This window comes from Trinickia diaoshuihuensis, assembly GCF_003390925.1.
Lineage (GTDB): Bacteria > Pseudomonadota > Gammaproteobacteria > Burkholderiales > Burkholderiaceae > Trinickia > Trinickia diaoshuihuensis.
In genome coordinates, this window is sequence record NZ_QUBS01000079.1 from 84,292 (window position 1) to 102,690 (window position 18,399).

The 18,399-nt window shown below is 62.4% G+C and carries 18 protein-coding genes; 10 read left to right on the forward strand and 8 right to left on the reverse strand.

Going from position 1 to position 18,399, the window contains the following annotated elements:
• The first annotated feature begins 98 nt into the window (after window positions 1-98).
• The 3 genes from DXT59_RS17575 to DXT59_RS17585 all read left to right on the forward strand — a co-directional run bounded on the left by DXT59_RS17575 (window position 99) and on the right by DXT59_RS17585 (window position 2,846).
• A complete protein-coding gene (locus DXT59_RS17575) occupies window positions 99-1,475 on the forward strand; it encodes a sensor domain-containing diguanylate cyclase (protein ID WP_116138139.1) in 1,377 nt (458 codons plus the stop codon).
• A 146-nt stretch (window positions 1,476-1,621) separates the two neighbouring features.
• Window positions 1,622-2,320 carry a glycine zipper 2TM domain-containing protein gene (locus DXT59_RS17580; protein WP_116138140.1) on the forward strand — a complete coding sequence of 233 codons (699 nt, stop codon included), beginning with the start codon at window positions 1,622-1,624 and terminating at the stop codon, window positions 2,318-2,320.
• 202 nt (window positions 2,321-2,522) lie between these two features.
• Complete coding sequence (locus DXT59_RS17585) at window positions 2,523-2,846, forward strand: DUF4148 domain-containing protein (RefSeq protein ID WP_116138176.1); 324 nt, start codon at window positions 2,523-2,525, stop codon at window positions 2,844-2,846.
• Window positions 2,847-2,883: 37 nt separating this feature from the next.
• Here DXT59_RS17585 and DXT59_RS17590 read toward each other — a convergent pair whose 3' ends face one another.
• From DXT59_RS17590 to DXT59_RS17605, 4 genes are read right to left on the reverse strand one after another with little or no spacing between them, the layout of a single operon-like run.
• Window positions 2,884-3,729 carry a prohibitin family protein gene (locus DXT59_RS17590; protein WP_162878126.1) on the reverse strand — a complete coding sequence of 282 codons (846 nt, stop codon included), beginning with the start codon at window positions 3,727-3,729 and terminating at the stop codon, window positions 2,884-2,886.
• Between the two features lie 48 nt (window positions 3,730-3,777).
• Window positions 3,778-4,251 (reverse strand): nuclear transport factor 2 family protein, encoded by a 474-nt coding sequence (locus tag DXT59_RS17595; protein ID WP_116138142.1) that lies wholly within the window; start codon window positions 4,249-4,251, stop codon window positions 3,778-3,780.
• 60 nt (window positions 4,252-4,311) lie between these two features.
• Window positions 4,312-4,710 carry a PIN domain-containing protein gene (locus DXT59_RS17600; protein WP_116138143.1) on the reverse strand — a complete coding sequence of 133 codons (399 nt, stop codon included), beginning with the start codon at window positions 4,708-4,710 and terminating at the stop codon, window positions 4,312-4,314.
• A complete protein-coding gene (locus tag DXT59_RS17605; RefSeq protein WP_116138144.1) occupies window positions 4,707-4,952 on the reverse strand; it encodes an AbrB/MazE/SpoVT family DNA-binding domain-containing protein in 246 nt (81 codons plus the stop codon). The genes DXT59_RS17600 and DXT59_RS17605 overlap by 4 nt, the downstream gene beginning before the upstream one ends.
• Before the next feature lie 153 nt (window positions 4,953-5,105).
• On the opposite strand from DXT59_RS17605, the gene DXT59_RS17610 reads away from it, so the two are divergent.
• Both DXT59_RS17610 and DXT59_RS17615 read left to right on the forward strand, forming a co-directional pair.
• Window positions 5,106-6,176 (forward strand): hypothetical protein, encoded by a 1,071-nt coding sequence (locus DXT59_RS17610; RefSeq protein WP_116138145.1) that lies wholly within the window; start codon window positions 5,106-5,108, stop codon window positions 6,174-6,176.
• 90 nt (window positions 6,177-6,266) lie between these two features.
• On the forward strand, window positions 6,267-7,286 hold the full coding sequence (locus DXT59_RS17615) for an SDR family oxidoreductase (protein WP_116138146.1): 1,020 nt from the start codon (window positions 6,267-6,269) through the stop codon (window positions 7,284-7,286).
• 36 nt (window positions 7,287-7,322) lie between these two features.
• Here the strand turns inward: DXT59_RS17615 and DXT59_RS17620 are convergent, their stop codons facing one another.
• A complete protein-coding gene (locus tag DXT59_RS17620; RefSeq protein WP_162878127.1) occupies window positions 7,323-10,682 on the reverse strand; it encodes a protein-tyrosine phosphatase family protein in 3,360 nt (1,119 codons plus the stop codon).
• A 680-nt stretch (window positions 10,683-11,362) separates the two neighbouring features.
• On the opposite strand from DXT59_RS17620, the gene queF reads away from it, so the two are divergent.
• Both queF and DXT59_RS17630 read left to right on the forward strand, forming a co-directional pair.
• On the forward strand, window positions 11,363-12,166 hold the full coding sequence (gene queF / locus DXT59_RS17625; RefSeq protein ID WP_240324559.1) for an NADPH-dependent 7-cyano-7-deazaguanine reductase QueF: 804 nt from the start codon (window positions 11,363-11,365) through the stop codon (window positions 12,164-12,166).
• A 20-nt stretch (window positions 12,167-12,186) separates the two neighbouring features.
• Window positions 12,187-13,143 (forward strand): queuosine precursor transporter, encoded by a 957-nt coding sequence (locus DXT59_RS17630; protein WP_240324560.1) that lies wholly within the window; start codon window positions 12,187-12,189, stop codon window positions 13,141-13,143.
• Here the strand turns inward: DXT59_RS17630 and DXT59_RS17635 are convergent.
• Together DXT59_RS17635 and DXT59_RS17640 are read right to left on the reverse strand one after the other, a co-directional pair.
• A complete protein-coding gene (locus tag DXT59_RS17635) occupies window positions 13,133-13,738 on the reverse strand; it encodes a helix-turn-helix domain-containing protein (protein WP_116138150.1) in 606 nt (201 codons plus the stop codon). The two genes, DXT59_RS17630 and DXT59_RS17635, sit on opposite strands and share 11 nt — an antisense overlap.
• Window positions 13,739-13,879: 141 nt before the next feature.
• Window positions 13,880-14,494, reverse strand: a complete 615-nt coding sequence (locus DXT59_RS17640; protein WP_116138151.1) for a glutathione S-transferase family protein — start codon at window positions 14,492-14,494, stop codon at window positions 13,880-13,882.
• Between the two features lie 325 nt (window positions 14,495-14,819).
• On the opposite strand from DXT59_RS17640, the gene DXT59_RS17645 reads away from it, so the two are divergent.
• The 3 genes from DXT59_RS17645 to chrA all read left to right on the forward strand — a co-directional run bounded on the left by DXT59_RS17645 (window position 14,820) and on the right by chrA (window position 17,355).
• Window positions 14,820-15,647, forward strand: coding sequence for a sugar phosphate isomerase/epimerase family protein (locus tag DXT59_RS17645; RefSeq protein WP_116138152.1), 828 nt, complete (start codon window positions 14,820-14,822; stop codon window positions 15,645-15,647).
• Window positions 15,648-15,770: 123 nt separating this feature from the next.
• Entirely contained in the window at window positions 15,771-16,094 is a 324-nt protein-coding gene (locus DXT59_RS17650; protein ID WP_116138153.1) for a hypothetical protein, read from the forward strand.
• The gene (gene chrA, locus DXT59_RS17655; protein ID WP_116138154.1) at window positions 16,090-17,355 is read left to right on the forward strand and encodes a chromate efflux transporter; all 1,266 of its coding nucleotides are present in this window, start codon (window positions 16,090-16,092) and stop codon (window positions 17,353-17,355) included. The genes DXT59_RS17650 and chrA overlap by 5 nt, the downstream gene beginning before the upstream one ends.
• A gap of 40 nt (window positions 17,356-17,395) precedes the next feature.
• On the opposite strand, the gene DXT59_RS17660 is transcribed toward chrA, so the two are convergent.
• Window positions 17,396-18,049 carry a peroxiredoxin gene (locus tag DXT59_RS17660; RefSeq protein WP_116138155.1) on the reverse strand — a complete coding sequence of 218 codons (654 nt, stop codon included), beginning with the start codon at window positions 18,047-18,049 and terminating at the stop codon, window positions 17,396-17,398.
• Between the last annotated feature and the right edge of the window lie 350 nt (window positions 18,050-18,399).

Below are 18,399 nucleotides of genomic sequence, written 5' to 3' on the forward strand. Positions count from 1 at the left end.
CGGAACCGCGGGTCTTGCCGCCGGAAACACTATGTATTGCGCCGCGATCGATACTATCTTGTTTATTCTTACGAATAACGACATGCAGGTAACGATTCATGGATAGTCTCCTCACGCAACGGGCCACGCGAAGACAAACCGTCGTAGTCGGGCTATCGGCAGTGCTGATTTTGCTTGTCTTCGTCGTCGCGGCGCCGCAGGCTAGCGCGCCGCTTCGCGCCGTCGGCCCGTTTATGCCCATGTGCGCGCTGACGGTCTTTACGACCGCGGCGATCGCAGCGTTTCTGCTGACCGCCCAATTTACCGCTACACGGCAACCGGCCTTGGCCGCGTTGGCCGGCGCATACGCGTTCGTTGCGCTGGCGGTGGCCGTGCAATTGTTGACGTTCCCCGGTGTGTTTACGGCAACCGGACTCTTGGGTGCGGGGCCGCATACCTCCGCATGGATGTGGACGTTTTGGCACGCTGGGTTTGCGCTCTTCGTCATGGAGGCGGCATTGCTGCGTCGCGTTTGGGGGCCGGCATCGGTTGACTCCGCGCAAGCCGGACCCTGGACATGGTGGCTCGTCGGGGGCCCGATTGCCCTCGGCGCCGGCCTGTGCCTCGTGGCGCTCTACGCAGGGCTGCCGCCGGCGTTTCACCCGCTCTCGCGAGGGCAAGTGTTTGCGCACGGCTCCACCGCGTTGATTACATGGGTGCTTAACGTCTTGGCGTTGCTGACGGTCGTACTGTCCGGGCGGATGCGTGCCCTGCTCGATCAATGGCTGTTGATCGCGATGCTGGCGTGCCTAGTCGATACCACGCTCAATTTCATGAGCATGGCGCAATTTAGCGTCGGTTGGTATGTCGCCCGAATCTTTAGCATGCTCGCTCCGGGAGCTGTCGTCGGCCTGCTTGTTTGGGAGGTTTGCCTGCTTTACCGGCGGCTGTTCGACGCCCACACATCGTTACTGCAAACGTCGGTGCATGACGGGTTGACGGGGGTTTATAACCGCCTATATTTCGACACCCAGTATCCGAAGGAATTCGATCGCGCAAAACAGACGAACCAGTCACTGTCGCTCGTCATCGTGGACGTCGACCATTTCAAGCAGTACAACGACGCCTTCGGACACTTGAAGGGCGATACGTGCTTGATCGCCGTGACGCGCGCGCTGGAGGGCATACTGCCGTCTCCGGCCAGCTTCGTCGCACGGTACGGCGGCGAAGAGTTTGTGATCGTTCTGCCGGACACGGACTTGCGCGGCGCACTGGAAGTCGCCGAGCGAGCGCGCCAAGCCGTACTGCGTTTGGACCTCGAGACACCGGCCCCTTCCGGGCGCGTGACCATCAGCGCCGGTTGTGCCGCGATGACGCGCGATGAAACGCTCGCGCCGGACGAACTCTCGCATGCGGCCGACATCGCGTTGTATCGCGCTAAAGCGGCGGGGCGCAATCGGATCGAATTGGCCGAAGCCCATCAATCCGTGAGCTGACGCGCGACCGGCTTGCCGCACCGCGGCCAATCAAGCAGCCTGCGTACGCAGCCCCGCACTACATCTCCTTACAAATGTCACCAATACGCTGTCCACCGCGAGGGGCCCGGTCGCGTTTTTGGGGACATCCTCGTAAGGAGTTTGCTATGAATGCCAACCTGCCGTCGAATCCGCAAAGCAACCGCATCCATCCGTTGATCGCCGGCGCAGCCGTCGCCGTCATCCTCGTCAGCGCAACCGGAATCGCCGCCATTACCGGATGGCTCCCGACGTCGCATGCCGTTTCGGCGCCGCCCGAGCAAGGCGCATCCGCCGCCATGCAAATCGGGCAAGTGGCGAGCGCCCCGTCAACTACTGCACCTGTTTATCGCGCGCCGCATACCGAAAGCGATCGCGTTGCCAACGAGCCGAGGCCGCATCATCGTATCGAAAGAACGGCGCCGTCGCAGGAAGCCGGCTACCGCGATGCCGATAATTCTTATCGCTCCACGGCTTCGCGCAGCCCTGCATACGATCCGAACGCCGGGGAGGTCGTCGCCGTCAATGCAACGCAAGCGCCGGAGCCGACGACCGGTATCGGCGCCGTCGGCGGCGCCATTGCCGGCGGCCTGCTCGGTAATCAAATCGGCAACGGCCGCGGCCGCACGCTCGCGACGATTGCGGGCGCCGTCGGAGGCGGCCTCGCGGGCAACGGCATCGAGCACGAAGTGCGTAAGGCGACCTCGTATCAAGTCCAAGTGCGGATGCAAGACGGCAGCTACCGCAACTTCACGTACGCGACGCAGCCGCAGTTCGAGCCGGGCGAACATGTGCGCGTGGTCGGCGAGTCGCTGACGCCGGCTTGAAGCGATACGACACGCTGTAGTTTCTCGCGGCCGCGCGGCCATGCATCGCGCGGCCGCGTTGTTTCCGGTTACAGCCTTTTACAACCCGCGGCTTCGATCGCGTGCACCGGTTAACCCATTCTTAAGCTTGGTCGAGCAGACTCCTCATGAAGGCTGTAGGCAATCGATGCCGACAGCTACCCATGTAAAGGAGGTGCCGATCATGAAGTCCTCGTTTCGAACCCTTGCTGTCGCGTTCACGCTCATACCCGCCGCGGCGTTCGCCCAAACATCGAACGAGCCGCCGACGCACGAGCAAGTCATGAACCAACTCACGCAACTGAGACAAGACGGCTATAGACCGAGCACGATTCACTATCCTGCCGATATTCAGTCGGCGCAAGCCCGGCGTGCCGCGCAAGACGGCAACGGCGCCGCGGGCGCACCCAATAGCGGATTCGGCGGCGGCGCGGATGGTACGATGCAATCGGGCGGCGGCATGACCTCGAATGCGATGCCGTCGCGCTCGATGTTTAAACATCACTGACCGGGAAACCGGAAAACCGCGCGAAGCGTGAACGCACTCACTCGCGGCTCTTGCTCTCGCTGCCGCGTCCCAGCGCAAGGTTGCCCAGCATCGGGAGCACCCCATTGCTCCCGATTACCTCCGGCAAGTGGCCATCCCACTTCGCGACTGCTTGCTGCTGAATGATCTCGGGCGTGATCGTCTGCTGAAGCAGCTTTTGCGCTTGCGCCTGTGCGTTTGCTTCGACGATCCGTTGCTCGGCGACCACCTTGGCCTTTTGCAGTTCGTATTGCGCTTGTTGCGCGCGCTGCTGCGCAACCTGCTTTTGCTCGATGGCTTGCGCGAACTGTGAACTGAAATGGAAATCGGTGATATTCACCGAATCCACGACCAGCCGATAAGGTTTGAGTTCGCTCGTAATTTGCGCCTCGATTTGCCCCCGCACTTGATCGCGATGCGTGATCAAATCTTCCGCGTTGTAGTGAGCCGTCACCGCCTTCACCGAGTTGCTGATCGCGGGCTTGATGATCTTGACGACCAGCGCGGCTTCGTTCCCGATGTGTTGATAGACCCATTCCGCATCAGCCGGCAGGATGTGCCAGTTCGTTGCGACGGTGGTCGTTACGTCTTGTAGATCGAGGCTGGCCGCGGTTTCCGCGTCCTGAGAGTTTTGCACCTGTACGTCCATCTTCGCGACAGACTGCACGAGCGGCGCCTTCAAATGCAACCCGGGATCGAGCACACCGGGCTCGACTGCGCCCCACGTCATCAGGACGCCCCGCTGCCCCGGCCCCACTGTCACGAAACAGCCACGGATAACGGCAAGTGCGAGGAAAACGGCAACAACGATGCCGGCAATACGAAACTGCCCCGGAATGGCCATGATGTCTTTTTTTGTTTCCACGCCCTATATTCTCGGATTACAGCCCGTTCTGCAATCGCTTAATGTTCGCTATGTCGCCTTGGCTCTCCAGGCGGAGAGCCCGCGCTTGGCTTGCGCGCGAATTGCGTTCTGAACGAAGGGCGTCCAGCCCAACAATGTGCCCTTCGCTCCCAAAGCCTGCGCGGCCCATCGCCATAAGTCGAACCGGTCGCGATGCTCGACGATCAGTCCGTCGCGAAAGACGAACCGCGCTTCGATTCGGTTGACCACTTTCTTACCCGTCTGGCCAAAGAGGTAGCTTGCGATCCAGCGTGCGCTACCGCCGTTTTGGTCGGCGCTTACGCCGCTATAGGTCAAGGCAAATTCTTGGGCGCGGGACACGAGCATGCGCCACATATCGCGGACTTCGTCGCCATGGAGTTCGCCGAATACCGGGTCGCTGAAAACGATGTCCGGCGCGTAGCACGACGCCATCGTCTCCGCGTCGCGCCGCTGGAACGCTTCGTAAAACCGCTCGATCAGCGCCGCATTTGGATGGGTCATATTCGTTTTGGATGGTTATCCGGCCTATACGAACTTAAACTTATCGGCTTTCGCCCCGATCTACTTAATCAACTGCATCCCTGCCACTTTCGAGGCAGTCGCGTCAAAAGTCGCCGTGTACTCACATTGCGCGACATGCCCCGAACGCTCGATCAGGCAGTCCGCGAAATCGGCCTTCGCTGACGCCGCGAAAACACGAAGCGCCTTTCGAACCGTGTCGGCAGCTTCAACGACCAATTCCTTCGTGCCGATCATCGAGTCGATGATGTCCTTGATCTGCTCACGCTCAACGTCGTAGCAGCGCCCGAGCACCCATACGACTTCGATCAGCGCGACCTGCGAAACGTACCCCGGCCGTTCGGCCGACAGCGATTCGATCAGCGCCGTCGCCTTTTTGGACTGCGCGGCGTCATCCTGCGCGAAATAACGGACCAAGACGTTTGTATCTAGTCCGATCATCGCGCGGCCGCCCCCTGTTCGGCGATGGCCCGGTTCATGTCCTCGATGGACACCGGTTTCCGTGGCTTCTTCACGATGCCCCTGAGCGATGCAAGCGAGCGCGTGGCCGGATAGAGTTCATACCGGCCGGTCGCCTCGTTGAAGCTGAATTCGATCCGGTCGCCCGATTGGACGCCAAGCTGATTGCGCACGTCCACCGGGATGGTGACCTGGCCCTTGGAAGTAATGGTTGCTGTGGTCATGGCGATACCTCCTAATTTCCTTACTTTAAGGTAAGGAGATCAGAAAAGCAAGAGCTGACCGGGGCAGGCGCTCGCGTGACCATAAGTGATGACCGCCGCCAGGCACATATCCTGCGCCGCCCCGCGTTGCCTCCATTCCCGCCCGCATCCGGAATGACTCTCTATCCCCGCTTCCTACTTGCCGTATTCACGGCCTGCTTCCTGACCGCCTGCGCGCATATGGGCCCCGCGCGCCTGAAAGCCGACCAGGTCGACTACACGCGCGCACTGGGCATGGCAAAAAAACGCGCCATTCTCGACTCGATGGTGCAGCTCCGCTTCGCGGACGCCCCCTCCTTCCTAACCGTCAGCCAGATCATCGCGGCCTATACGTTCGACGCCTCGGCCGGCGCCACGTTGAACGCGGGCTCCGGCTCGCAGCCGAATTACGCGCTCGCCAACGGCTCGATGTCATATTCGAATCACCCGACGTTCACGTTCACGCCGACCACCGGCGATGCGTTCGCGGCGGCCTACATTCGCCCGCTCGCCCCCGCACTCGTACTACCGCTAGCGCAAGGCGGCATACCCATCGATTTGCTGCTCCGTATCTCGGCCCAATCGGTCAATGGACTGCTCAACGGCACCGCCCTCGGCGGCTCGCGCGGCGCGGGCACGCCCGGCTTCTTCGAGCTGCTGCATGCAGCGCGCCGTCTGCAACTCGCGGGCGAACTCAACGTCGAACTCCGAAACGAAAACGGCGCGAACCACGTGTTTCTAGTCGTCACCGTATCCAACGATAGCAGCGAGCCCGCCGGCGCGGCATCCGATCGCCGCTTACTGCAACAGCTCCTGCACTTGCCACGCGACACAGGCAGCTATGAAGTGACGTACGGGCAATCCGCCCCTTCGGGACGCATAGCATTGCTCACGCGTTCCGTCCTCGGCATCCTGACCGATCTCGGCGCGCAAATCGACGTGCCCGCGGCCAGCGTCGCAAACGGCGCCACGAAGCCGACAGTCGGCCTCATCGGCGGCGAAACGCGGCCCACCATCGTCGTCCATTCCGGACCGGCGGCGCCCGACGACGCCTATGTCGCCATCCCATATGACGGAACCGCCTATTGGATCGATCGCAATGATTTCGATTCGAAATATGCATTCACGGTCGTGCAGGACCTCATGGCGCTGGCGGAAGCCGATACGAGCGCCAAAGCGCCGATCGTCACGATCCCGGCGAACTGAGCGCGCGACGAACGGGGCACTCGCCTTGCTGCAGGGCACCAGAGACAACCCTCGGCGCTGTCAGCCGACATCCGCAATAGGAGATCGATCGTGCCGACCGATGACATTTCTTCCACCCGCCGCAAACTCGTGCAGGGCGCGACCGCCGGCCTGATGACCGCGATGGCCGGGCATGCGATGGCGCAATCCGGCGCCAATGGGCCGATAGGCGCGCCGCGCGGCGAAACGGGCACTCCTCCCGATCCGCGCAGCCTGTACCCGCATCCGCCCTTCCCCGCGCAATCGCAACCCTGGCCCGGTCTCGCCGGCAAAATGACGCCGCGCCCGGACCACGGCGAAACGAGCTATCGCGGCTCCGGCAAGCTGGCGGGCCGCCGCGCGCTGATCACGGGCGGCGACTCCGGCATCGGACGCGCCGCCGCGATCGCCTATGCCCGCGAAGGCGCCGACGTCGCCATCTGCTATCTGCCGGCCGAGGAGGCCGATGCGCGCGAAGTCATGCAGTTGATCGAGGCGGCCGGCCGCAAGGCCGTTGCGCTACCCGGCGATATCCGCGACGAGTCGTTTTGCCGCCAACTCGTCAACGATGCGGTACGCAAGCTCGGCGGCCTCGACATCCTCGTCAACAACGCCGCACGCCAGCAAAGTCACAACTCGATTCTCGATATCACGACCGAACAATTCGATTGGACGCTGCGCACGAATCTGTATGGGACGTTTTGGATTACGCAGGCAGCGATCCCGCATCTCCCGCCCGGCTCCGCGATCATCAACACCACTTCCGTGAATGCCTACGAGCCGTCGGTCAACCTGCTCGACTACGCGATGACGAAGGCCGCCATCGCGAACTTCACGAAGTGCCTCGCGACGCAAATGGTCGATCGCGGCATTCGCGTCAACGCGGTAGCGCCCGGACCGTTCTGGACGCCGTTGCAAGTCACCGGCGGTCAAACCACCGAAAACGTGCAAAAGTTCGGTGAGCAAGTGCCGATGAAACGCCCCGGCCAGCCGGCCGAACTCGCGCCGGTTTATGTGCTGCTCGCCTCTAGCGAAGCGAGCTACATCACCGGCCAAATCTACGGGGCGATGGGCGGAAAAGGACAGCCATAGGGCCGGTGTCTCGCTACGCGCGGTATCGCATCGTCATCAGCGATGCGGCTCCTCGCGCGGCCAAATCCGATCGATCGCGTCGATCTGAAGCGGCTTGTGAATCATCGAAACCAATTCACGCTCGGCCGTCGCACTGTTTTCGACGGTCGCACGCACCCCGAAGTTGATACCCGGGCTGCTTTGCCGTCCCACTCGCTCGTAGACCTTGAATTCGACGGGCAGCCACGAATCGGGCCGAGCGAGCACGTCCGCGTAGTCGCGTTCCCACTGCGCGATTTCCTGCTCGCCCGCGCCGTTCGCTCGCAGGGCTGCGGCGCGATCGGCATAGGCGTCGAGTCGTTTCGCGGCGTGTTCGCGCAGGCGAAATCGATGAAACAGCATTTGGTTGTCCTTATGATCGGCCTTCACCTCGGCCAAGTGCGCTTCGATCCGCTCGCGTCCGCGGGCCAGGACGGCTTCGCGCTCGGCACCGCTCGGCATCGACGGATTATCCGGGTCTAGGCCGAACATGAGCGCCCAGCGCTCGTCGTTGCGAATCGCGTGCGCATAGTCGTCGAAATGCGCGAACTCGGTATCGGCATACGACACCCGATGCACGAGCTTCCCCTCTTCCCGCACGAGCGACATCTTCGCGACGTGCTGCCGGTCGCGGATCCGGTAACGCACCATCGGAAAGTCGCTCGACAGCAGGCCGAAACTTACGACATCCTTCGTCGCATTCGGCGAATTGCCCAGGCTCGTACTGAGCCCGCCGCTTGCGATATGCCGACCGCCCCGTCCGCTTCGGTGGCTTTCCACGGCCGTCGTGCCGCCTGTATCCACGCTGTCCGCGACGTTCTTCGTCGCGTAGTCGTACGCATAGCCGAATTGCGGTCCCAGCCGCGCCGACATCTCGCCCGCCGAGACTTTCAAGCTAACGCCGCCCGACACGTTCACGCCGTGCCGCCGCTCGTTTTGGTGCTGTTCGTTCCACACCACCGAGAAATCGTCGTTTTCCAGGAAGCGTTGCGCCAGTGCTTGCCACGCCGCGTCCTCGTCGGGGAGATCGCCATCGCGCGCGTGATCGAACATAAAGGTGTTGACCGCATGCATGCCCTCCTGCAACCGTTTGTCGTCGAAGCCGCTTCCGTCCGCTTTCATCCGACGCGCGACGATCAGCGAGAAAGCATTGCGATTCAACCGGTCGGTTTGATAAGCGACGACATTGGCCGTCACGCCGGCTCGAACGATCAGATAGTCGCCGCCGACCTGTATCCCGGCCCCCGCATCGAACGCAACGCGATCCTGCGAGCCGGCCGTGAAATAAAAGCAGGCCGTGCGCCGGCCATATTCGGCGAATGCTTGACGTCCACCGCGCACGCGCAGGTTCAGGCGCGGCGAAACCACGATGCCGCCCGCGTGCAACAGTTTGCCGACATTGGCGGAAAGACCCGCCGTGCTGAAGCCGACTTGGCCGCCATCGACCAGTACGACTTTGCCCCCGGACTTCATCGTATCGGCCAGTTCGTCCAGCGCCGCCTTTTGCGCTTCCGGGGCGAGACCGTTCGGCTTGATCGGCGCCGCGCGCGCAATGCGCTCGAGGCTCTTCCAGTCTCCCGCGGCAACCTGCTTCGCATGCGGCAGATGCCCCGCCAGGGCCTCGAGCTTGTCGATGTCCAGCGCCGCCCCGCCGTTCGCCAACCGTTCGCGCAATGGCACCCATGCGCGCTTGCCGCCGCGCTCGCCGGCGCGCCTCAGGGTAGCCGCGAAGCGCCGCAACGCCACCCACGCCTCGCGCTGCTCGGGGGGCGCCGCGCCGGACGGGATCGGCAGCCGTGCGAACGTGTGTCGGACGCTGCGCGCAATCGCGTCGAAATCGGCGTCGCCGAGCTTATCTCCGTAGGCGGCGTCAGGCCGATTCGCCCAATGCCCGATCTCCGCGCGCTCCACCAAGACGGATACCGCATCCCCGCCGGTTTCCCGCATTCGAGCGACGATCGCATCGAGCGAGCGCGTGCGATCGGCCTCGGAGCCGTCCGTGCCCTGCTCGGCCGCCAGTGCGTCGAGGACGCCTCGTGTCGACGCCTGCAAGGCGGCGCGTTCCTTCTCGACAATGTCGAGGTGGGCGCTATGAATGCCCTTGTCCAACGCGGCGAACGCGGTCTTTTGTTTGCCTATTACTCGCGGCAGCGCCGTCTTCCAGCGCGAGCCCGACGCACGAGGAATCGACGTCTCGATCGTCTTGAACAAGCGCGACTTCACCTTCGCGAATGCGGTTCCCGGGCCATCGGTCATGTAGTCGTTGCGGCCCGCGAATACGGCGCCCGTTTCGGCCGGCGTAAGCGCCGCGAGGTTGTCCGCGCGCCATAGCTTGGCCGCGGCCAAAGCCATCGTGCCCAAATGGCGCTGGGTCGGATCGGCGGCAGGGTCGGTCAGCCAGCGATGGGCCTGCCGCATCGTTTCGATCGGACGCGCGCCCCGGCCCGAAGCCCGGGCGATCGCGTCGCCCGCGCGCAACCATACCCGCGGCGCATACTTGACGCCCTCGCCTTGCGGCCATGCCGAACCGGCCACGCGGCGTAACGCTTCATAGCCGTTGGTCGTTTGGGCCATGACCTGCGCCGCTCGCCAAGCGCCGCGTTCGATGTCCTGCGACCTTGGAGTCGATGCGGACCCGGATGCCGGATTGGCGAGATCTAGACCTTGTTGGAGACGGTCCAGCACGTCATTGGCCAAGGCGACATCCCCGCCCGTTGCCGATGCAATTGCCTCGGCGCATGTGAGCGCGTCGGAATAGGCGAGTTCGCCGGGACCGGCGCTCGGCGCCGCAGCCGGAGCCGGAACACCAAACGTTTGTGCAATCCGCAGCGCCAGCGCCCGCGCATTCGCCGCCCCCTCGGCGGACGGGGCGCCGTTCGAGCCGGTGGTTTTGAATCGTTTCGATGCCTCGGCAAAATAGGCCGCCTCGGTACCCAATGCGGCCCGCGCGCGCGCATGCGCCGCATCGGCGATCGTCGTGCGCTCCGTGGGACCGAACGCATCGATGGCACGTCCCATATCGGCATCGGTACGCCGAGAAGACGTGGCGGCGCTTTGAACCGTCTCACGACCGGACGCCGGCGCCGTCACCGAGGATGCGCTCGCCGAGATCGTCGCGGTCGCGCTCGAGTTCGGCGTAACGAATGCCTTACCGAAACGGCGGCCACTGTAAAACGGGCTGGTGACCTCGAAGTCACGCGTGCCGATATCGCGCAGTTTGTCCGGCAACCGTTTCAAGCCATCGCCGAAGCGGGTCGCATCGCGCTGCTGCCCTGTTGCCGGCGCGCTTGGCGCCGCCGCTGCCGCGGTCTCGCCGAGTGTTTCCAATTCCCAATGTTCGTGCGGCGACATACCGGCCGCCCGACTCGTCCTGTCCATGGCGTTCGCTCTCCGAGCGGTTTGCGTCCGGGCCAAGGTACGGTCCGAGTATGACCCCCTGAAGTAACTAGCGAAGCGCTGTCACGATATGCGAAAAAGGTAGCCGGACAAGTCTGCCAGAAAACGACTCATGGCCACGACGTCGAGGGCTGCGGGGCTCGGCGGCACCGGCGGGTTTTGGAAGTCGATAGGGGAAAGAAGCCGCGCCCCGCGACCGAACGCGAGAAGGCGCGGCGAGACCGCCTGCATCCGAGGACGAATTCCATACCACGCAGGCGGGGACACGGCATTGGGCGATCCGTGTCGTGAGAGCTCGTACGCTTTCGGTCAAGAAAGCGATAGAGGGTGCCGGTCGATGTATTGCAAATATGCAACGACTAGCGTTAAATCGCAGAATACCGAAAGATCAGACTGAATGAAACTATCAACTTTGTTAGGTTCGTTGGAACCGGCTCTGACGAGAGATACCGACGAGTCTGTTTTCGTGCGCTTCTTGCAAACGATTGGATACGGACAGCGCCTCACATGAAGTATCATCGCTAGGCTGCTTCCGAGGATAGCCACACAGCGTGGCTCGTATGAAGCGTTCGTCTGCCTCGTCATTCGATCTCCTTCGTTCGAAGAGTAAATACCAAAAGTCCCAAATCGAAAATATGAATTCGATATCGAACCCAGCCCCAATGGAATTGGGGAAACAATCGAAGTACGAATCCACCTATAATCCCGACAAGCTTTTTGCCATACCCCGCTCCATCAAGCGGGCGGAAATCGGGATTACCGGCGACCTGCCGTTTTTCGGCGTCGACGTATGGAATCATTACGAGGTATCGTGGCTTACGCCGCGCGGCGTACCGCGTGTCGCCGTCGCCACGATCGTCGTGCCGTGCGCCTCGCCGAACGTGATCGAATCGAAGTCGATGAAGCTTTACTTCAATACGTTCAACAACACGCGCTTCGAGAGCCAAGCGGAAGTCGAACGCATTGCGGCGGTCGATTTGTCGCGTTGCGCGGGCGCCCCCGTCTCGGTCACGCTGGAGCCGTTGGAACGCGCCTCCGCGCTACGGATCAGCCAGCCGGAAGGCCTCTCGATCGATGAACAAGACGTCACCATCGACCAATTCACCGTCGATCCGCAGGTACTCACGACGCATGAGGACCGTGTCAGCGAAACGCTCTACTCGAACTTATTGAAATCGAACTGTTTGGTGACCGGACAACCCGATTGGGGTACCGTTTGCGTCGCATATGAAGGCCCGCGTATCGATCGTGCGGGACTGCTGAAGTATGTCGTGTCGTTCCGAGATCACGAGGAATTCCACGAACAGTGCGTCGAGCGAATCTTCAAGGACATCCAAACGTTCTGCAAGCCGGCGCGGCTGACGGTTTCGGCGCGCTATACGCGCCGCGGTGGAATCGACATCAATCCGATCCGCGGCAGCGAGCCCGTGCAACAGGTGTCGAATTCCCGCTTGATCCGACAATGAACGCCGCGAGCGACCCCACCATGGAAAACGCTTCACACGAAATCGAGGCCGTTATCGAGCCGTCGGCGGAAAACGCGGAGCCGCTGGTCCTCGTGCGCGTGCGCGACTCGGGGACCACCTTCAAGGTGTCTCCGCGCGAACTCAATAAAAAGAGTTGGCTCGAGAAGTTCTCGCGCGAGGACGTCGCGCACATCGGTTTTTTGAACGCGGCAACCTACACGGACCAACTCGTTCCGCTCTCGTACTTCCCGGTCCGCAAGCATCAGCTAACGCCGGCTGTACTGCTGCTCGCGCTCGTCTACGTCGGCTTTCTCATGCTGTCGAACGTCACCGGCGCGCGCGTCATCGAAGTCAAACTCGATTGGTTGCCGTTCGCCGGACCTACCGCGGTCGGCATCCCGGCTGCGTTGATCGCCTTTCCGATGACCTACGCGTTCAGCACGATTATTACCGAGGTGTATGGATATCGCGTGAGCCGCATGGTGATTTGGGGTGGCCTCGCGGTCAATCTGATGTTCGTGATCGGCACCTGGCTGCTGTCGCTGCCGCCTGGATTGCCGAGCTGGGAGGCGCAAAACCCGACGCTGGCCGCGGCCTATCCGGCGCTTGCCCTCGAATTCGCCCGTACGTTCGTGGCCTCCACGGTCGCGTATTTTTGCGGCGAGTTCATCAATACGACATTCCTTGCCAAGCTGAAGATCGCGACCGCGGGCAGCTATCTATGGGCCCGCGTCGTCTGCAGTACGTTCGTTGCGATCGTGATCGACAGCACCTTGTTCTGCATGATTTTGTTCTGGGGCAGACTGCCGCAAAACGTCGTGTTCACGATGATCGGTATTCAAATATTCGTGAAGCTGATTTACGAGCTCGTGCTGCTGCCTGCCGTGACGACCGTGTCGATCCGACTGAAGAGAATCGACAAAGTCGACTACTACGACTATCACACGAACTTCAATCCCTTCTCGTTCAGGGATTGATCAAGCGCGACTCCGTGACGATGCCCAGCAACGTCACGGCATCGCTCAGCGCATTGACCGTTTCCGCGCGCTTCGGGTCCAGGCTTTTGAGCCAGGCGAACGTCCCGTCCACCACTACGCGATGCAAAGCAGGCGAGCCGCCGTGAACCGCGGCAGCGGCTACCTGCGCATCGCGAAGCGCGATGCCCGGCTCGACCACCACGATCGATCCCTCACGAAAGCGCGGCGCCATCGACGGCGTGGTACGGACAGCGAACGTACCGGGCCGACGCGGCGTGTCGACCGTCAGCCACTGCGTTTTGCGCGCAACGTCGCGCTGACCGCGCGCGAACTCGAGGACCTCGTCCCAACCGAGAATCGGAATGGGATAGGCGCGCTCGCTTTGCAGTAGATAGCCCACCGTGGATCCGAGCGCATCGGCAACCGCCAAAATGGTGCTGATCCGCGGATCCTCTGTCGCCATCGAAAGCACGCGACTAAGCGTCGCGGGCGACACTCCCGTCTTGCGCGCCAGATCGGCATCGTTCATACCTTGCTGACGCATCAACGCGCGGATCCGCTCCACCATCAAGCTGGCCCTTTGCCTCGTATCCATCCCGTAAGTTTCCCCCCGGCGAACGTTCGTTGTTCGTCTTGTGATGCCCACTCATTGTAGAGACGAACGGTTTCGGCGGACAGGCGGATGGCGGCCTTCGCGGCGCGCGGCCGGTTACACGCGCAACGTCACACCCACGCCTCATCGCTGCGCGGGTTTTGCCAGCGCATCGTCCGGATGAAGCCAGCCTCGCAACTTGCTCAACGAAGACAGCCAACGCTGAACGTTCGGAAACTCGGCTTCGGCGATGCCCGCCTGCGAGAGCCAGAAAAGATACGCCGAACAACTGATGTCGGCGATCGACGGCCCGGATTTCAGCAGATAGTCGGATGACGAAAGAAACGCATCCAGCGTACGTAAATCCACCATGGCTCGGCCTCGAAGATACGACAAGACATCGGCCGGCTGTTTGTCCCATCGCAAGGAAAACCGCAAATTCGGAACGCTGAAACCAATGCGGTTCGTCTCCCACGAGAGCCATTCCAACACGGACTGCCATTCCGAAGGCTCCCCGCGCAAGACACCGAACTTCTGCGCGAGGTAGATCAGAATCGCGTTGGACTGACACAGCGCTCGCCCGTCATCCACGAGAACGGGCACCTCGCCGAACTTGGCTACAGCGACAAATTCCGCGGGGCGCTCGCTTCTCGGCGTATTCAGGTCGATCCAGCGGTACTCGTGCGCAACATTCGCGAGCAACAAGAAGGACCTGGCTTTATACGAATGGCCCGATTCGGAGTTGGCGTACAGGAGCATGCGAGTCCCAACGAATAAAGTTTGCTTGCCGACGATCGGCAATCGACGATCATATCAGCCGCGCCGTCTTATTGCAGGCATTCGGCACGTTTGGCACCTTCGGGCAGCTTTTCGCGCACGAGCTGTTCACTGACCTGTTCACCGAAATGTGCCGGCGTCACTCGAATCCCACAGTCTGACGATTAGCGTTTTTTGCGCCTATCAAAAATCCCAGCTTTTTAAAAAATCGATTAGAACTCCATTGGGCTCGGAATAACTCGAATGCTAGGCTGTGTCCGTATCGCTCATTCCCGATTAAACCTCGAACGAATAAGGTGATGAAGCGATGAATTTCCGCACCTCGCCGGAATTGACGCTAGCGCACTCGACGATTTTGGAAACAACGCCACTCGACCTAGCGACGCTTGCCTCGACGATCGGCTACACGAGTATCGATCTGCGCCTCCATCCCCCGTTCCCTGGCTCGACCCATTACCAGCTCGCCGCGGGTTCGCCCGCCTCGCGTCAAACAGTCTCGCATCTGCGCAACGAGGGCATCGAAGTGCGCAGTATCGAGTCCGTCGGGATCGGCCGAAATTTCGATGTTTCCCAGATCGAGCCGCTGCTCGAGGCAGGATCGGTGGTGGGTGCAAAAAGCCTGACCGTTTTGGGAGACGACCCGGATGCCTATCGCCTCACCGAAAACTTCGCTCGCGTGTGCGAACTTGCCATGCCGTTCGCGCTCGGCGTGGAACTCCAATTCATGCCCTGGCGACAAGTGGCCTCGTTCGACGATGCGCTCGACATCGTCATCGCGGCGGCCCAGTCGAATGGCTCGGTACTCGTCGACGCGTTGCACCTATGGCGTTCGGGCGGCAGCGCGCTCGACGTATGCGCGGCGCCGCCCGGCACCGTCCGCTCGGTCCAGTTATGCGACGCGGGCCCGTTCGCCCCGGCGTCGATGCATGCGCGCATCACCGAGAACCGCTCCGGTCGGCTCGTGCCCGGCAAAGGCACGCTGCCGCTGCCGGAACTGTTGGCCGAGCTTCCCGAGGGCACCGCGATTTCGCTGGCCGTGCCGATGACCGGTGTCAAAGACCCGGAGCGGCATGCGCGCGACGTATTCGAATCGACGCAGCGCTTGATCGAGTCGACGCTGGAGGCCGTGCGATAGTTCAGGCCAAGCGGCGAAACGCGCTCGCATGGAGCGGGGAGCCACGTTATCCGATGTCTCCCGTATGGCGCGTCGGCATGCAACGGCGCTACACTGGGACCTCTCTCCCCGCGGAGCGCCATCATGACCGACCTCGATCCCCAGCGGACCTTCCGTGGGCTGCCGCTCACTCCGGAACAGGACGCGGAAATCCGGCATTACATCAAGGTTCGCAAGCAGCATGGCAAGCCTTGGGACACGCCCGAGCTCGAAGCGATGCTGCGCGACATGTTGGAGCCGCCGGGCGACGATGGCGGCGAAGACGACTTCGATACGGGTTTCGGCAATGCGCGTACCGCGGCCGAACGCGCTCAGTTTTCGGTGGAAGACGAAACCAATCCGTTCGAAGCCTCCGAGGAATGGCACGCCGCGATGGAATCCGAAACGATGAAAAGGTTAGATTATTAAACCGCTCACCGTAACCTCCACCACGCCCGCCCGCGGGCGTGGCGCGTTCGAAGTCCTCGGCGTTTTCCTGAAGCTGGGGCTGACTTCTTTCGGTGGACCTGTCGCACACCTGGGCTACTTCCACCGCGAATTCGTCGAACGCCGCCGCTGGCTCGACGAAGCGGCCTACGGGGATCTCGTCGCCCTTTGCCAATTCCTGCCCGGGCCCGCCAGCAGCCAAGTCGGGTTCTCCGTCGGCCTGCTCAGAGCCGGGTGGCTCGGTGCGCTTGCCGCGTGGTGCGGCTTCACGCTGCCGTCCGTCGCCATGCTGCTGGCGTTCGCCGCCTTGGCTCCCGACCTGAGCGGCACCATCGGCCAAGGGCTCGTGCACGGCCTGAAGCTAACGGCCGTCGCCGTCGTCGCGCAAGCGGTATGGGATATGGGACGGCGGCTGTGCCCCGACAGGCGGCGCAGCGCGATCGCTCTGGCCGCGATTGCGCTGCTCAGTACGATGCACACCGTCTATGCCCAGTTGGTCGTCATTGCATTGGGGGCGCTCGCCGGGCTCGCGCTTTATCGGAACGATATCGAGTTCGATGCACGCGGTCTCCCGATTACCACGCAAGCGCTGCAACGGCGCGTTTCGCACACGGCCGGCGTCGTCGCGCTCGTTTCCTTTTGCGCGTTGTTGGCCGGACTCCCGGTCTTGCTGCGTTTTTCGCCGATGCTAGGCGGCACCGCCGCGCAAACGCTCGGATCGTTCGACGCCTTCTTTCGCTCGGGAGCCCTCGTCTTCGGCGGGGGCCATGTCGTGCTGCCTTTGCTGCAGCAGCAGCCGCTCATTCACGCGACGGTGGAACCCAACGAGCTGTTGGCCGGATATGGTGCCGCGCAAGCCGTGCCGGGCCCGCTGTTCAGCTTCGCCGCCTATCTCGGCTGGATGATGCCGGGCGCCGGCGGACGTATCGAGGGTGCCGCGCTCGCCACGGTCGCAATTTTCCTACCGGGGCTGCTGCTCGTGGTAGCCGCGCTCCCGCATTGGCAAGCATTGCGCGCGCGCCGCTCCACCGCGACTATGTTTGCGGGCGTCAATGCGGCCGTCGTCGGTTTGCTGGCCACCGCGCTTTATTCGCCGGTATGGACGAGCGCCGTCCACGCACCGATCGATTTCGCGATCGCCGCCGCCGGCTTCGTTTTACTCGTCAGATGGAAAACGCCCCCGCTCGCGGTCGTCACGCTATGCGCGCTGGCAGGGGCCGGTACCGCCGTTTGGGCGGGCTAAAGCCGAACGAGGACGCAGCGTCCCACGTTCGGCGCGGCCGTTACTTCGGCTGCGCGACCGTGCGCAGATACGGCTTGAGCGTCTTGAACCCTTGCGGGTACTTCTTCTTGGCTTCCTCGTCGGACACCGACGTGGGGATGATGACGTCGTCGCCCGGACGCCAATTCGCGGGCGTCGCCACCGAGTGCTGCGCATTGACTTGCAAGGCGTCGAGCAAGCGCAGGACCTCATCGAAGTTGCGGCCGGCGCTCATCGGGTAGACGAGCATCGCCTTAACCTTCTTATCCGGGCCCACGATAAAGATAGAACGAATCGTGGCATTGTCGTTCGCCGTGCGCGCACCGCCGCTCGCGTTCGGGTGAATCATGTCGTACAGCTTCGACACGGTGAGGTCGTGATCGCCGATCACCGGGAAGTTGACGGCGTGCCCTTGCGTCTCGGCAATATCGCCGACCCACTTCTCGTGATCGCTGACGGGATCGACGCTCAGGCCGATGACCTTGGTATTGCGCTTATCGAATTCCGGCTTCAAGCGCGCGACGGTCCCGAGTTCGGTCGTGCAAACGGGCGTGAAATCCTTCGGATGCGAAAACAAAATGGCCCAGTGATCGCCGATCCACTCATGAAACTTGATCGTGCCTTCGGTGGTTTCGGCGGTGAAATCGGGTGCGACGTCGCCGATGCGGATGGTCATATCGAACCTCCTCGGTTGATTACGTTGGCAAGCACTAAGATCCGCTGCCGCCCACTCCATGCCCCGGGCGGACCTCGCGGGATGAGTTTCAAGTGAGGCTCAGAATTATAGTCCCCGATGCGCCGCTGCATCGGCCAATGACGCACCGAAGCGGACGGCCTCGCGCCGAACGGGTGCGGCGCGCGCGGTGCGCTGCACTGCTGCAGTGCGGCAAGTTGGTGCATCGGCTCGCTAGCGTCGCGCGTCCATCGCCGCAAAGCCTTGTGCATCCTGGCTTCGCATCAATTGGCATACCCTTTGCATAGTAATCGCGCGTACCCGGCAACGGCGCCGGGATGCATGCAACGCAA

Excerpts from the sequence above, each read along its gene's own strand:
- DXT59_RS17575 (WP_116138139.1), top strand. The coding sequence starts at position 99 with ATGGATAGTCTCCTCACGCAACGGGCCACGCGAAGACAAACCGTCGTA.
- DXT59_RS17580 (WP_116138140.1), top strand. The coding sequence starts at position 1,622 with ATGAATGCCAACCTGCCGTCGAATCCGCAAAGCAACCGCATCCATCCG.
- DXT59_RS17585 (WP_116138176.1), top strand. The coding sequence starts at position 2,523 with ATGAAGTCCTCGTTTCGAACCCTTGCTGTCGCGTTCACGCTCATACCC.
- DXT59_RS17595 (WP_116138142.1), bottom strand. The coding sequence starts at position 4,251 with ATGACCCATCCAAATGCGGCGCTGATCGAGCGGTTTTACGAAGCGTTC.
- DXT59_RS17600 (WP_116138143.1), bottom strand. The coding sequence starts at position 4,710 with ATGATCGGACTAGATACAAACGTCTTGGTCCGTTATTTCGCGCAGGAT.
- DXT59_RS17605 (WP_116138144.1), bottom strand. The coding sequence starts at position 4,952 with ATGACCACAGCAACCATTACTTCCAAGGGCCAGGTCACCATCCCGGTG.
- DXT59_RS17610 (WP_116138145.1), top strand. The coding sequence starts at position 5,106 with ATGACTCTCTATCCCCGCTTCCTACTTGCCGTATTCACGGCCTGCTTC.
- DXT59_RS17620 (WP_162878127.1), bottom strand. The coding sequence starts at position 10,682 with ATGGACAGGACGAGTCGGGCGGCCGGTATGTCGCCGCACGAACATTGG.
- queF (WP_240324559.1), top strand. The coding sequence starts at position 11,363 with ATGGAATTGGGGAAACAATCGAAGTACGAATCCACCTATAATCCCGAC.
- DXT59_RS17630 (WP_240324560.1), top strand. The coding sequence starts at position 12,187 with ATGGAAAACGCTTCACACGAAATCGAGGCCGTTATCGAGCCGTCGGCG.
- DXT59_RS17635 (WP_116138150.1), bottom strand. The coding sequence starts at position 13,738 with ATGGATACGAGGCAAAGGGCCAGCTTGATGGTGGAGCGGATCCGCGCG.
- DXT59_RS17640 (WP_116138151.1), bottom strand. The coding sequence starts at position 14,494 with ATGCTCCTGTACGCCAACTCCGAATCGGGCCATTCGTATAAAGCCAGG.
- DXT59_RS17645 (WP_116138152.1), top strand. The coding sequence starts at position 14,820 with ATGAATTTCCGCACCTCGCCGGAATTGACGCTAGCGCACTCGACGATT.
- DXT59_RS17650 (WP_116138153.1), top strand. The coding sequence starts at position 15,771 with ATGACCGACCTCGATCCCCAGCGGACCTTCCGTGGGCTGCCGCTCACT.
- DXT59_RS17660 (WP_116138155.1), bottom strand. The coding sequence starts at position 18,049 with ATGACCATCCGCATCGGCGACGTCGCACCCGATTTCACCGCCGAAACC.